Origin of the sequence: Mycobacteroides saopaulense (assembly GCF_001456355.1) — a bacterium.
GTDB lineage: Bacteria > Actinomycetota > Actinomycetes > Mycobacteriales > Mycobacteriaceae > Mycobacterium > Mycobacterium saopaulense.
Genome location: NZ_CP010271.1, coordinates 3,897,684 through 3,911,052, shown reverse-complemented (window position 1 = coordinate 3,911,052; position 13,369 = coordinate 3,897,684). Strand labels below are relative to the sequence as shown.

The following is a 13,369-nucleotide window of genomic DNA, read 5'->3' as shown; positions in this document are numbered from 1 at the left end:
CCGGGGGGCGCACGAACACCGAGCAGGAGTTTTCTCGTGATACCACTGCCACGCGCGCAAGTTGTCGCTAGCGCGATGCTGCTGGGGATAGCAGTTGGACTCGTCGCTGGAATGTCCAGCACCTTGATCGTGCACGAACCGGTGCGGCCCGACCTCTTCATCGGCGTCGTCGTCGCGATCCCCAGCCTGATCGGGTTCCTGATCTTGATCGCATCGACGCGTAAGTGGATGACCGCGGCGGCGGCCTTCATCCTGGCGATTTCTCCCGGGTGGTTCGGGATGTTGGCGGCGATACAGGTGATTCAGGGTGTCTGACAAAAACGTAGAAAACACGGTCGAGAAGAGCGCGGATATCGACGGCGCCGCCCCCGAGCTGGTGGACGGCGCGGAGAAGCCGAGCATCGTCGAAGGTGACTTGGCCGACCCGTTGGCTGTGCCTATCGATGACGGCAAGGCCAGGGACGGTCTCGACACCGCGACCTTCACCGCGTTCTCGGCCTTCAAGGACGACGACGATCTGGTTCCCACCGGCCGCATCGACACCGACGCGTTGCCTCTGACCGAGGCGTTCGACGTCGGCAGCGATCGCACCGGTGCGGTGCCGCTTGTGGGCGGGTCCAGGGCCGAATCGATGACTCCCGATCCGTACACCGGGGCGGTTCCCGTCGTCGGCGACGAGCCCGCCAAGCCGGTACGTGTACCTGCGGAGCGGGAACCGGCCTTCCTGAAGCGTTGGGTGCTACTGCTGGTGTTATTGGGGACCTGGATCCCCGCAGGCGCGGTCGGCTTGCTGCTTTATCAGAACTGGTTCGCGACGCTGTTGCCGCACGACCGCATCATCGCGGTCACCTACGTGTTGATCTGGGTGTTTGCCGCTGTGGTGGTGGCGTTGCTGCTGGCCATGGTCGAGCCGCGCCCGATCATCGTCGCCCTTGCTTTCGCGGTCTTGACGGCGCCGGCCATCTCGGTGGCGGCCGCGGGCGTCAAGTACGGGTATGTGGCCTGCACCGCGCCGTCGGTGCCCGGGGTTCAGTCACTGTGCCCGGAACCGCTGCGCAGTTGGGGCATCCAGTACCGAGACCGGGCTTGAGGCTCCCCGCCTGACACCGTCCTACTAGTGTGGAGCTCGTGACTGCACACTATGACGTCGTCGTTCTCGGAGCCGGTCCCGGTGGTTATGTCGCGGCTATTCGCGCAGCCCAGTTGGGCCTGACAACAGCCATCGTCGAGGAGAAGTATTGGGGCGGAGTATGCCTCAACGTGGGTTGTATCCCGTCCAAGGCGCTACTGCGCAACGCGGAGCTGGCCCACATCTTCACCAAGGAGGCCAAGACCTTTGGCATCAGCGGTGAGGCCACGTTCGATTTCGGTGCCGCGTTCGACCGGAGCCGCAAGGTCGCCGAGGGGCGTGTGGCCGGTGTGCACTTCCTGATGAAGAAGAACAAGATCACCGAGTACGAAGGTGTCGGCACCTTCACCGACGCCAACACCTTGGCGGTCAAGAAGGCGGACGGCTCGACCGAGACATTGACCTTCGCCAACGTGATCATCGCCACGGGCAGCAGCGTGCGGCTGGTGCCGGGGACCTCACTCTCGGAGAACGTGGTCACCTACGAAAAGCAGATCCTCACGCGTGAGCTGCCCGGGTCGATCATCATCGCCGGTGCCGGTGCCATCGGCATGGAGTTCGCGTACGTGCTGAAGAACTACGGCGTGGACGTCACCATCGTCGAGTTCTTGCCGCGGGCGTTGCCCAACGAGGACGCCGAGGTGTCCAAGGAGATCGAGAAGCAGTACAAGAAGCTGGGAGTCAAGATCCTCACCGGCACCAAGGTGGAGTCGATCCAGGACGATGGTGCAGCGGTCACAGTTCGCGTCAGCAAGGACGGTCAGGAGAGCGAGCTCGTCGCCGACAAGGTGCTGCAGGCCATCGGATTCGCGCCGAACGTCGAGGGCTTCGGCCTGGATAAGACAGGGGTGGCTCTGACCGACCGCGGCGCGATCGCCATCGACGAGCGGATGCGCACCAACGTGCCGCATATCTACGCGATCGGTGACGTCACCTCCAAGCTTCAGTTGGCGCACGTCGCCGAGGCGCAGGCCGTCGTTGCCGCCGAGACCATCGCCGGTGCAGAGACTTTGGAGCTCGGCGATTACCGCATGATGCCCCGGGCGACGTTCTGCCAGCCGCAGGTGGCCAGCTTCGGGCTCACCGAGGAGCAGGCCCGCGCCGAGGGATACGACGTCAAGGTGGCCAAGTTCCCGTTCACCGCGAACGGCAAGGCGCACGGTCTGGCCGACCCGACCGGGTTCGTGAAGCTGATCGCCGACGCCAAGTACGGCGAGCTGATCGGCGGGCACCTGATCGGCCCCGATGTCTCCGAGCTGCTCCCGGAACTGACGCTCGCGCAGAAGTGGGATCTGACGGTTAACGAATTGACACGGAATGTGCACACGCACCCGACGTTGTCCGAGGCGTTACAGGAGGCGTTCCACGGGCTCGCGGGCCACATGATCAACTTCTAATTCCACGAGCAAGGGGGGAACGTGGCGGAGCGGGTTGGCATACAAGCCTGGCGTGAACTGCTCGATTCAATGATCGAGAACAAGCGTCGTCATGCATTGGTGGACGACGGGCTGTACCCGATGACGTATCCGAATCCGGGTGCCAACGAGGAAGAGCTGAGCGCTGCCGAGGTGCGGCTCGGCCGTCCTCTGGATCCGCAGTACCGGGAATTCCTCGGGCTTGCCAATGGCTGGCAGCGTTATCACTTCGGCACAAATCTATTGGGTACCAGCGATATTGGTATCGGAGATCGCTGGGATGAGACCGTTCGCACCATCGCGCAGTGGTTTGACGAGACCGATATCGCCGAAGACCTTGGCATCGTGAATGATTCGACCCAGTTTGCGCCGATCGCCGATACCGACAACGGCTACGCCGGCTGTCTCTATCTGTACTCCGGGCAGGCCGACGAAGCGCAACCGGGCAGTGTGTTCCCGCTGGATATCGACTCGCGGACCATGTGGCCCGATCTGTACTCGTATCTCCATCACGAGAGTCTCGAGCAAGGCATGTACCTGGCCGAACAGGAGATGGGACCCCACGCGCGGACGTGGCAGCGCGACATCCGCCCCTCGCCTCCGTCGATGGCCGATATCGTGGCCAAGCTCGTCGAGTTGGCGTCGATTATCGACGCCGATGACTCGGTGCGGACCTACCCGGGAGCCAACAAGGCCGAGTTGGACCTTCTGGCAGGACATTTCGGTGGGACACTGCACCCCGAACATCGGGAGCTGTTGGCGGTCACCAACGGATTGATGTGCGGATACATCGGTGAGGTTCTCTCCGTAGAACAGATTCTCGACGGGAAACGTTGGCAACAGGGAATTCTCGGTGCACAACGGTTCCACGACGAACTCGAGAGCAAGAGCGTGGCCATGTTCGGTCCGGGCTCTCGTGAGCAGCTCTTGGTGCTACAGATCGTGGGTGAAAGCGCTGCCGTGCCTTTCGCCGTCGCGCCCGGTGAGCTGCTTGCGATCGACGCGCACGGTGAAATCCGTGGTTTGGTGCGTGACGCGCAATCCAAGCTTCGCGGCAGCTGGTACCCGCCGTTCGGCGGAGTCCGGGAGTATCTGCTGAAGGTGTGCGACCACATCTGGGATCAGATCGCTCGTAACCGTTGACCGTCGGCATGCCCCCGCGTAGCTTCGCGCCATGTCGACCACTGACGAACTGCTTGACAATGCCAAGGCATACGCCGCGCGCTTCGACAAGGGTGATCTGCCGTTGCCGCCGGGACGCAAGATCGCGGTAGTGGCATGCATGGATGCTCGGCTGAATCCCTATGGACTGCTGGGTCTTCAGGAAGGCGATGCCCACGTCATCCGTAACGCCGGTGGGGTGATCACGGAAGACGAGATCCGGTCGCTCGTCATCTCGCAGCGGCTGCTGGGCACCGAGGAGATCATTCTCATTCACCACACCGATTGCGGCATGCTGACTTTCACCGACGATGCCTTCAAGCGCACGATCCAGGACGAGACCGGGATCAAGCCTTCATGGTCGGCTGAGGCCTTCGCCGATCTGGACGAGGACGTCCGTCAATCCGTCGCGCGGATCAAGGCCAACCCATTTGTTCCGCGGAAGGGTAGCGTGCGTGGTTTCGTCTACGACGTTACGAACGGTTCATTGAGGGAAGTGGTGTAGCCGGCGTGCCGCTCAGCCGAGCAGAGCGGGCGTGCGTATCGGTGCAGGCCAAGGCAAGGCCAGGTGCTCGCGCAGTGTGGTGCCGGGATATTCGGCACGGAAGATGCCCCGACGCACCAGGATTGGTACCACCTGCTCGGTGAACAGCTGAAACTGGCCGGGTAGGCCCGAAGTGCTCACGATGAAGCCGTCCGCCGCGCCTTCGGTGAACCACAGCTCGATCTGATCGGCTACCTGCTCGGCGGAACCGACGAATCGAGTGCCGAAGGCATTCAATGTGCGGTACAGGAACTCCCGGACCGTCGGGTTACCTACGGTGGCAAGGTGTTTGTACCCGTCCAGCGCCGTCTGATGGGTTTCGGTGCTGGACGGAAACGCGGATTCCGGTACGGGGCCGTCCAGGTCGGCGCCGACGACGTCGACATCCACCTCGAGCAGCCAACCCGCCTGGTACTCGGGGATGAAGTGTTCGTAGACGGTGCTTTCCACGGCACGTGCCTCGGCCTCGGTGGAGCCCACGACCACACCGAGCGACGGGGTGACCAGAGGGACGAAGGCGCGTCCGGCAGCACGGGACTCCAGATGCAGTTGGCGATAGAAGTTCTTGGCGCGGTCGATGTCGGTCTGCCCGGTAAAGACCACCTCGGCATGCTTGGCGGCGAAGGCCCTTCCGGTGGTGGAGGACCCGGCCTGAAAGATCACCGGTTGCCCTTGGCGCGACGGAGTGACGCCAAGCGGTCCCTTGACCTTGTGAAATTCTCCGTCGTGATTTGTGACATGAATTCTGTTGATATCGCTGTAGATTCCTGTGGTCCGGTCCTCGATGACGGTGTCGGACTCAAAGGAATGCCACAGCGACTGCACGACCTGCAGTGTTTCCTCGGCCAGTCGGTAGCGCTCATCATGCGGGAGGAAGCCGCGTTCACCGAAGTTGGCGGCCGCGGCCTGCGCGAAGCTCGTCACCAGGTTCCATCCGGCGCGTCCAGCGCTCAAATGATCAAGCGACAGCAGCTGGCGCGCCAGGTGATACGGCGGTTGGAAGGTCGAGGAGCCGGTCACGACCAGGCCCAAACGCTCGGTGACCGCGGCGAGGTACGAGGTGGCCGTCAGCGGTTCGAAATCCTCGGTGGATTTGTGAGCCCAGGTGGCCTCCGGGCCGAAGTTCAGACCGTCGGCGAAGAAGATGGCGTCGAACTTCGCCGCCTCGGCTGCTTTCGCAGTCGCGACGAGGGTGTCGAGTTGGTTGGGCGGGCCGTTCTGGACGCCGGGCAGCCGCCATGCGCCACCGGCACGCACATTGCCGAAGGCAAGCAGGTGAAGCTGGCGAAGAACATCAGCCATGGCGTGACTCCTAGAAATTGGTGCCGGCAAAGGGCTTTGCGCCGGTGGCGAACAGGGCGTCGGCGGCATTGATCGCCGCCGTCGTGTGCGCGGACACCAGCCCGGCACGCGCCAGCTGTGTCCACGTGTTGTCGCCGAGATAGAGCGATCCCAGTGCGGAGATGCTCAACGACAGGTCGGGAGTATGCTGAGTGCGTCGCACCTTGTCGGCACCGACCGAGAACCGCGCCGAGTTATGTGGCAGCAGATTGTCGGTCACCTCGATCACCACCGGTGCGGTATCGGCGTACGTGCGTGCGGCCAACGCCGCCTCCACGTCGATCAGCCGCAGCCAGGTCTCGTCGCGAATGCCGGTCACTGTGACCGACCTGGGGTCGGTCACCAGATGGGGCAGCGGGTCGTCGATGGGGCGTGGGCCGAGCTCGATGACATCGACCAAATCCAAATCGAGCAGATGGCCGACCAATGCGCGGTAGGCCTCATCGCTATGCGCGACAAGGTCGTCGACCGATATGGTGCGGGCGCTGCTGGCGAACCATTCGGCGGTGTCCCGCGGTCGGTATCGCACATACCCTTGCGCGTGAGTGGCCACGTAGTGCTTCACGGGGTCGGCGGCCTCGAAGAGCTCGTGCAGCCGCCACCACTGCGGTGGACGCGCCACGGAGCCGGCCCAGGCAGCACGTTCGTAGATGGCGGCGAGCCGATCCGACGACGCCGACGCGTCGAGCAGGGTGATGGCCCCGGTGTCAATGGGGCTGTGCGGCAACGCCCGCCGCCGTTGGATCCGGTAACTGGCGCTGCTGGTCGCCACTCCATAGCCGAAGCGGCCGTAGATCACCGCTTCGGAGGCGCGCAGGCTGGCGACGATCTCGCCCCGCCCGGCGATATCGGTGAGCTGCCGGGTAACCAGGGCGGTGAGGATTCCGCGGCGGGTATGAGTGGGTAGTACGCCGATATGTGTGACCGCTGCATGCGGAACCCGCGAGCCGCCGGGAACGGTGAGCCAGCTGGTGTACGAATCGGCTCCGCCGACAAGGTCGGTGTCATCGAAGGCACCCAGATAGCGTCCTTCTTCAAGCAATTCGTCGGCGGCATACTCGCCAAGTGGCGGTAGCCCGACCATGGCGCGCCAGAACACCGCGAAGGCACGTTCGCGTTCTGCGGAGGTCTGCAGGAAGCGAATGTCCGTCACGGCTGGTGGCCCTGCGTGGTGTCTGCGTGGCGTCCCAGTCCGCTGAGGCTGCGCGGTAACGGCCACTCATCGGTCAACAGGTAGCGACCGATCTCACGCTGCCGATACGGCAGCGGATCGTGCGTGGTGTGGGTACGTGCGTTACGCCAGTAGATGTCCAAGCCAACGGAATTGGCTGTCGATCTGGCGCCGGTGGCCTGGTAGATGTTGTGCGTCACGTCCAAGGACACCTCGGTGGCGATCGACTTGGCTTGATCTACCCGAATCGCCAATGCGCCCCATTGGGCCGCGTTGGGTGTTTCACCGGCCCCCAGGGCCTGTTCGAATTCCCGTGTCACCGTGTCGGCGAGGGCGATTCCTGCCGCGATACCCGCGGACAGCCGACCCAGCAGCTGTTGGTGGTAGGGGTCCTCGGTGACCTGGGTGGAATGTGCTTCCGGCCACGGCCTGCCCTGTTCCCTGATGTAGGTGACGCCGGCGGCGAGTGCCCCCTCGGCGATCCCGAGGTAGAGATGGACGAATATCAGCTGGCTGAACAGTGCCCGCAGGCCGTCGCGGCGTTCACGGGATCCATCGGATGCCGAGAGCTCGGCAAGGCCGGTGAGCACCTCGTCATGACGCAATAGGACACTGTCGAATTCGACACTCCCACTTGCGGTAAGCCGCTGCCCGAGGTTGTCCCAGTCGTCGTTGAATCGCAGTCCTTCCCGGTCGCGGGGGATGACCGCGTTGATCGGTTCGTCTTCATACAGGAGCACGGTGATCAGATCGGCGAGAGCGACACCGGTGGCGAACGTCCGCTTCCCGTCGACCCGATAGCCCTCGTCGGTTCGGGTGACTCTGATACCCGGGTCGCGCGGGTTACTGACACTGCCCTGAAACCAACCGAGTTCACCGACTCCGCGGGCGATGTGTTCACGCTGCGACGGCGACCCGAGAATGTGCGTCCACACACCGTTGGAGTAGTGGTAGAGCAGCAGCTGGCCGATTGATCCGTCCGCTGCGGCGATGATCCGGCTGAGCTGCAGAGCCTGGGTCAAACTCCCGCCGGCTCCGCCGAATTCGCGTGCGGTGGCGAAGGACAACAGGCCGTACTCGCGTAGTAGTCCGATTTCGCCGCTCGGGTTCTGGTTGGCTCGGTCGCGGTCCAGCGCGGTGGCGGCCAGCTGGTCGGCAACGCGCTGGGCGGTCCGCCTCCATTCGGAGAACTCGGAGTCGCTGACGCCTTGATAGACCAGGACTGATGACGTTGCGGCGGTGGTCATGTGACGAGTACTCCTGGACTGTTGGTATCGGCAGGCTCGGACTCGGGCTCCTCATGGAGGACCTCGAGGATGCCGAGCTCTGTCAGTCGTTCCTTTTCGGATTCGGAAAGTGTTTGGATGGAACCGATCCGGGCAGCGACCTCGGGACGGTGGGCGCGCAGATACCAGTAGCGCAGCAGCCCGGCGAGCAGAATCGCACCGAAGATGAGCGGCAGGATGTTGAAGGGGAACTTGGGTACCGGATAGAAATTGCTGAAGATCACGTACCCGATGGCCAGGGCCGCGGCGGTCGAGACGACGAGCCGGGCCGGGGTGAGTGCCTTGATGCGATACAGCCAGATGGGTGTGGCGACCACCACAAGCAGATAGCTGACCAGAAAGCCCCAGTTGGCCACGTAATTTCCGTAGACGTCGAACACCAGCCTGCCGACCGAACTGAGTGTGGCGGTGACGGAGAAGGCCGTCGCGATGATTCCGATCAGGAAGATGCCGGCGACCGGAGTCTTGTAGACCGGGTGCACCCGGGCCAGGGCTGCGGGCAGTGCCCCCTCGTGGGCGAGGGTGAAAAGACCCCGAGCCGCCGAATTGATGACTGCGGTGACAAACACGATGAACGCGATGGTCACCGCCAGGCTTATCGGATAGATCGCCCATGCGACACCGGAGTTGGTGGCGACCTGAGGAAGTATCGCGCTGTCGCCGTCGATGTTCCGGAACTGCAGGATTTGTGGGTAGGTGGCCAGGATGTAGAGCACGCCGATGATCAAGACGACACGCAGCAGCGACCGCGCGATGGTGCGGTGCGCGTCGCGGGACTCGGCGCCCAGAGACGCGACGCTCTCGAATCCCGCGTACGCGCCGACCGCGGTGACGGCCGCGATGAAGGTGGTGCTGTTGCCCAGGTTCGTCAGTGACCACTGCTCGGTGTCGATGCGCCAGCCGTAGCTGACATATGAAGCCACGACGATGATGAGAATCAATGCAGTGGCGATGATTTCGAAGACGAGCTCGTACTTCGCAGAGATGGAGACGCCGCGATAGGGAAGGTAGACGGCGACCGCGACGACCACCGCGACCAGTGTGAGTTTGAAACCCGTTGCCTCTGAGTGGATCCCGATGGCGTCGAGGAAGGATTCGAAGTACAGCACGCCGCCGAGGGTCCCCGTGGTGGCGAAGGTGACGTACCCGATGAGCAGGCTGAAGCCGGCGGCGTACGCGGCCCCAGGTCCCAGCCCGTTGCCGGCATATGTGCCGAGCGAGCCCGAGGACACCGTCCGTTTGGCTTGAAAGCTGATGGTGGTGGCGATCAGGACCACCGCGACCAGACCGATCACCGCCGCCCAGGCGGCGCCCTTACCGGCCGCCACGAACAGGGAGAACGGTACCGTCGCGACCGCGACGCTAGGGGCGGCGGCCGCCAGGCCCTGGGCGAACACGCCCCAGGAGCCCACCGCGTCGCGTTCGAGTCCGTGTGCGTCGGCGGCCTGCAGCGATCGGCCGTTGACGGTCAGCTGATGGGCGGGTGTGGACATGAGGCGATACCTTCGTTTGGCGGGTGGGCTGAAACTGGCAGCGCGCAAACGAGATTGCGCGCCTACCTACAGTCCTTGGCCAAGCGCATGAACCGATGGTGAGGCGGCATCAGGAAGGTGTCAACGGCGTCGATCGAGCCGTCGCCGGTACCTGCGAGAACTTTCGTGGCGGCCTGCGCCGAATCTTTCCCTTGACCTGGAGTCGACTCCAGGTTCTACCGTGGCTCTGTGAGCACACGTGAGCCGCACAATGACGGGTTTCCCATCTCCCACGTCGCCCAGCGGACGGGGCTGTCGATCGATGCGCTGCGCTGGTTCGAACGCGAGGGACTTTTTCCCCGGGTGCCGCGCGACGGCGGCGGTCGGCGACGTTTCAGTGAAGACGACATCGAACGCGTCCAGCTGATGCTGCGGTTGCGCCGTACCGGCATGCCGGTACGGGACATGCGGCGGTTCATCGAGCTGCTGGCAGGCGGTGCGGAGACTCACGCCGAGCGTCTGGAACTGCTATTTGCTCAGCGCGTGCGCATCATGGCCTCGATGGAGCGGCTTACCGAAGACCTCAAGGTCGTCGACTTCAAGGTCGCGTACTACACGGAGTCGGTCAATGGCGCCTCGGCTCAACCGGCCGGACACACGAAGGGTTGACATGAAATACACACAGATCGGCAGTCTGCCGGTATCACGAATCGGCTTGGGCGCCATGTCGATGTCTGCTTACTACCGCGCGATTGGTGCCGAAAGCGGGCCGGACGAAGCGGCCTCGATCCGCACGCTCCAGCACGCATTGGATCTGGGCATCAGCCTGATCGATACCGCAGAGATCTACGGCCCCTTCGCCAACGAAGAGCTTGTCGGTAAGGCCATCGCTGGCCGGCGCGAAGATGTCGTCCTTGCCACCAAGTTCGGATTGGTGTCCCACGGCAACGGTGGACCACAGATCCTCGACAGCTCGCCGGCGAATATCGCTGTCGCGGTGGAAGGTTCGTTGCGGCGGCTCGGTGTCGACCACATCGACCTGTACTACCAGCATCGTGTCGACCCGAATGTGCCCATCGAGGACACCATCGGGGCGGTGGCCGAGCTGGTGCAACAAGGGAAGGTTCGGTATATCGGGTTGTCGGAGGCGTCTGCCGGGACGATTCGCCGGGCGCATGCTGTTCATCCGATCACCGCGCTGCAGAACGAGTATTCGTTGTGGACCCGCGATATCGAGGATGAGATCTTGCCGACTGTCCGGGCCCTTGGCATTGGCCTGGTCGCCTATTCGCCGCTTGGCCGGGGCTTTCTCACCGGTGCCATCAGCTCGCGGGACCAACTGGCCGACGGTGACTTCCGTAAGGAACAGCCGCGGTTCAGTGCAGAAAACTTCGATGCGAACCTGGCCCTGGTGGAGGAGGTTCGCTCGGTGGCGTCCTCGATTGGGGCGACCAGCGCGCAGGTAGCGTTGGCGTGGCTGCTCACTCGTGGTGACGACATCGTGCCGATACCTGGGACCACGAAGGCCTCGCGTGTCGACGAGAACGCCGGCGCGGTAGATATCGAACTGCTACCAGAGCATCTGACGCGCCTCGAGAGTCTTACCGCGGCGGCGGGAGATCGGTACAGCGCCGAACATCTCGCCCGTCTGGAGAGCTAGCGTCGGCCGGTCGGGCTGCTAGTGGTCCAGCGGGATGCGCAACGATGACATGGTCGCGGCCAGGCCGTCGTACTGGGTGACGAGCAGACAGAAGCCGATGAGCTGACGGCGGTCCAGGAACGCGGTGAGCCCGTTCCAAGCTTCATCGGAAAGTGTTCTGGTGGTGAGGATCTCGTCGACACCGGTGATGAGCGCGCGCTCTTTGTCGGTGAGTCCCTCGGCATCGGCTCCGGCGAAGATCCGCTCCTGATACGCCGGATCGATGCCGGCGGCCTTGGCGATGCGGGTGTGGTGCTGCAGTTCGTACTCACATTCGCGTACGTGGGCCACGCGCAGGATGATCACCTCGGTGTCGCGAGTGGAGAGTTTGGTGCCGCGCAGGATGGCTCCGGAGTAGGCCAGCCACGGCCAGAATCGGACGCCGGTCTGCCCGAGTGTGGTCGCCAGATGCATTTCCGGCACGCTGATGGCGCGCGCCATGCCCTTGGCGATTACCCAGTTGATCGGTCCGAGCTCGCGCAGACCACCTGTTGGGATACGACCACTGCTCACGGGTGAGCTCCTTCCTGCAGAACGAGGTATGGCGACACCGTACTGCGATGCTCATCCAGGTCGAGTGCCCGGCCGAGCGCGGGAAAGGCACGCTGGGGACAGTTGTCGCGTTCGCACACGCGGCAGCCCACGCCGATCGGCGTGGTCGCACCCTCGGAGGACAGGTCCAGCCCCTGCGAGTAGACCAGCCGGTGCGCATGTCTCAATTCGCAACCCAGCCCGATCGCGAAAGTCTTACCGGGCTGGCCGTACCGCGATGCGCGCCGCTCCACGGTGCGGGCCACCCATAGGTAGTTGCGCCCGTCGGGCATCTGCGCCACCTGGACCAGGATCTTGCCCGGGTTGCCGAAGGTTTCGTATACGTTCCACAGCGGACAGGTGCCGCCGCTGGAGGAGAAATGGAACCCGGTGGCCGACTGACGTTTGGACATGTTTCCGGCCCGATCCACGCGCACGAAGGAGAACGGCACTCCCCGCATCGACGGACGCTGCAGGGTGGACAGCCGGTGACAGATGGTTTCGTAGCTCACCGAGTAGAAGGCCGAGAGCCGTTCGATGTCATATTGGAAGTCTTCGGCCACCCCGTGGAATTGGCGGTAGGGAAGGACGGTGGCGGCGGCGAAGTAGTTGGCCAGGCCCAGCCGCGCCAGCTTGCGTGATTCTTCGGAGGTGAACTTGCCGTCGTCGACCATGGTGTCGATGAGATCGCCGTACTCCAGGTAGGCCAACTCGGCGGCCAGCTTGAACACCTGTTGGCCACCGGAGAGGTGGTTGCTGATCTCCAGCGTTTTGGTTCCCGGGTCGTACTTGTGTAAGACGCTGTCGCCCAGGTCGATTCGTCGGGCGATCTGCACCCCGTGCACCTCGGTGAGGCGGTCGGCGATCTCGCGGGCCAGGTCTGCCCGATGCATCCGCGTACGAACCGTCAGGTCTTCGGCCGCGGTGTCGAGCTCATGCAGATAGTTGTGCCGCTGATAGAAGTAGTCGCGTACTTCCTCGTGCGGCATGGTGATGGAGCCGCTGCCGCTGCCGTCGGTGTAGCGGTCCTCGGTCGCCGCCGCCAATTGCGTCGTCGTGATCCGATAGCGCCGGTGCAGATTGACCATGGCGCGGGCCAATGCGGGGTGCCCGGCGACCACGTCGGCGATCTCCGCGGGGTCGACGTCGATGTCCAGGTCCTTGTCCTGCACCACCTCGCGCAGTTCGGCGATCAGACGGCTGTCGTCCTGGGAGGAGAAGAACGTCGCGTCGACACCGAACACCTCGGTGATGCGCAGTAGGACCGCAACAGTCAGCGGCCGGACATCATGCTCGATCTGGTTGAGGTAGCTCGGGGAGATCTCCAGCATCTGGGCGAGCGCGGCTTGGCTGAAGCCGCGTTCGCTGCGGAGTTGACGAAGGCGCCCTCCAACGTACGTTTTGGACACGTTGACCAGCGTACTCGCCTTGCGAACGCCGCCTTCGCAGTCTTGGCAAGGTTTCGGTCCGGCCGGATCATCGTCGCCTGGGCCGCCGATGATCCGGAGGGCACCGAGCGATCAAGCTGGTTTGCTTTCTGGGCCCGCCCGACCGAGGCTCACCGGCGAACATGCTCCGCGGAGTTGCCTCTCGCTATGACCGGCGTCACTGAGGCCGGTC

At 63.8% G+C, this 13,369-nt stretch carries 13 protein-coding genes; 7 read left to right on the top strand and 6 right to left on the bottom strand.

Features of this window, described 5'->3' with window-relative positions; genetic code table 11:
• Nucleotides 1-36: 36 nt before the first annotated feature.
• From MYCSP_RS19575 to MYCSP_RS19555, 5 genes are read left to right on the top strand one after another with little or no spacing between them, the layout of a single operon-like run.
• Nucleotides 37-315, top strand: coding sequence for a putative holin (locus MYCSP_RS19575; RefSeq protein ID WP_088414812.1), 279 nt, complete (start codon nt 37-39; stop codon nt 313-315).
• The gene (locus MYCSP_RS19570) at nt 308-1,090 is read left to right on the top strand and encodes a hypothetical protein (RefSeq protein WP_070909128.1); all 783 of its coding nucleotides are present in this window, start codon (nt 308-310) and stop codon (nt 1,088-1,090) included. Before MYCSP_RS19575 ends, MYCSP_RS19570 begins: the two co-directional genes overlap by 8 nt.
• A gap of 38 nt (nt 1,091-1,128) precedes the next feature.
• Entirely contained in the window at nt 1,129-2,526 is a 1,398-nt protein-coding gene (gene lpdA, locus MYCSP_RS19565; RefSeq protein ID WP_070909977.1) for a dihydrolipoyl dehydrogenase, read from the top strand.
• A 21-nt stretch (nt 2,527-2,547) separates the two neighbouring features.
• On the top strand, nt 2,548-3,687 hold the full coding sequence (locus tag MYCSP_RS19560; protein WP_088414810.1) for an SMI1/KNR4 family protein: 1,140 nt from the start codon (nt 2,548-2,550) through the stop codon (nt 3,685-3,687).
• A gap of 31 nt (nt 3,688-3,718) precedes the next feature.
• Nucleotides 3,719-4,210 (top strand): beta-class carbonic anhydrase, encoded by a 492-nt coding sequence (locus MYCSP_RS19555; protein WP_088414808.1) that lies wholly within the window; start codon nt 3,719-3,721, stop codon nt 4,208-4,210.
• Nucleotides 4,211-4,222: 12 nt separating this feature from the next.
• Here the strand turns inward: MYCSP_RS19555 and MYCSP_RS19550 are convergent, their stop codons facing one another.
• From MYCSP_RS19550 to MYCSP_RS19535, 4 genes are read right to left on the bottom strand one after another with little or no spacing between them, the layout of a single operon-like run.
• Nucleotides 4,223-5,551, bottom strand: coding sequence for an NtaA/DmoA family FMN-dependent monooxygenase (locus MYCSP_RS19550; protein ID WP_088414806.1), 1,329 nt, complete (start codon nt 5,549-5,551; stop codon nt 4,223-4,225).
• 10 nt (nt 5,552-5,561) lie between these two features.
• Nucleotides 5,562-6,743 (bottom strand): GNAT family N-acetyltransferase, encoded by a 1,182-nt coding sequence (locus MYCSP_RS19545; RefSeq protein WP_162266269.1) that lies wholly within the window; start codon nt 6,741-6,743, stop codon nt 5,562-5,564.
• Entirely contained in the window at nt 6,740-8,008 is a 1,269-nt protein-coding gene (locus tag MYCSP_RS19540; RefSeq protein ID WP_088414802.1) for an acyl-CoA dehydrogenase family protein, read from the bottom strand. Before MYCSP_RS19540 ends, MYCSP_RS19545 begins: the two co-directional genes overlap by 4 nt.
• Nucleotides 8,005-9,540 (bottom strand): APC family permease, encoded by a 1,536-nt coding sequence (locus tag MYCSP_RS19535; RefSeq protein WP_083014813.1) that lies wholly within the window; start codon nt 9,538-9,540, stop codon nt 8,005-8,007. The genes MYCSP_RS19540 and MYCSP_RS19535 overlap by 4 nt, the downstream gene beginning before the upstream one ends.
• A gap of 228 nt (nt 9,541-9,768) precedes the next feature.
• Between MYCSP_RS19535 and MYCSP_RS19530 the strand changes: the two genes are divergently transcribed.
• On the top strand, nt 9,769-10,188 hold the full coding sequence (locus MYCSP_RS19530) for a MerR family transcriptional regulator (protein ID WP_070909135.1): 420 nt from the start codon (nt 9,769-9,771) through the stop codon (nt 10,186-10,188).
• Between the two features lies 1 nt (nt 10,189).
• Nucleotides 10,190-11,179: an aldo/keto reductase gene (locus tag MYCSP_RS19525; protein WP_088414800.1), complete on the top strand. Its 990-nt coding sequence runs from the start codon at nt 10,190-10,192 to the stop codon at nt 11,177-11,179.
• 18 nt (nt 11,180-11,197) lie between these two features.
• On the opposite strand, the gene MYCSP_RS19520 is transcribed toward MYCSP_RS19525, so the two are convergent.
• Nucleotides 11,198-11,731: a carboxymuconolactone decarboxylase family protein gene (locus MYCSP_RS19520; protein WP_088414798.1), complete on the bottom strand. Its 534-nt coding sequence runs from the start codon at nt 11,729-11,731 to the stop codon at nt 11,198-11,200.
• Entirely contained in the window at nt 11,728-13,158 is a 1,431-nt protein-coding gene (ramB, locus tag MYCSP_RS19515) for an acetate metabolism transcriptional regulator RamB (protein ID WP_070909138.1), read from the bottom strand. The genes MYCSP_RS19520 and ramB overlap by 4 nt, the downstream gene beginning before the upstream one ends.
• Nucleotides 13,159-13,369 lie beyond the last annotated feature (211 nt).

What these genes read in the sequence shown, in the direction of transcription:
- MYCSP_RS19540 (WP_088414802.1), bottom strand. Translation starts at nt 8,008, where the DNA reads ATGACCACCGCCGCAACGTCATCAGTCCTGGTCTATCAAGGCGTCAGC.
- MYCSP_RS19525 (WP_088414800.1), top strand. Translation starts at nt 10,190, where the DNA reads ATGAAATACACACAGATCGGCAGTCTGCCGGTATCACGAATCGGCTTG.
- MYCSP_RS19550 (WP_088414806.1), bottom strand. Translation starts at nt 5,551, where the DNA reads ATGGCTGATGTTCTTCGCCAGCTTCACCTGCTTGCCTTCGGCAATGTG.
- MYCSP_RS19535 (WP_083014813.1), bottom strand. Translation starts at nt 9,540, where the DNA reads ATGTCCACACCCGCCCATCAGCTGACCGTCAACGGCCGATCGCTGCAG.
- MYCSP_RS19555 (WP_088414808.1), top strand. Translation starts at nt 3,719, where the DNA reads ATGTCGACCACTGACGAACTGCTTGACAATGCCAAGGCATACGCCGCG.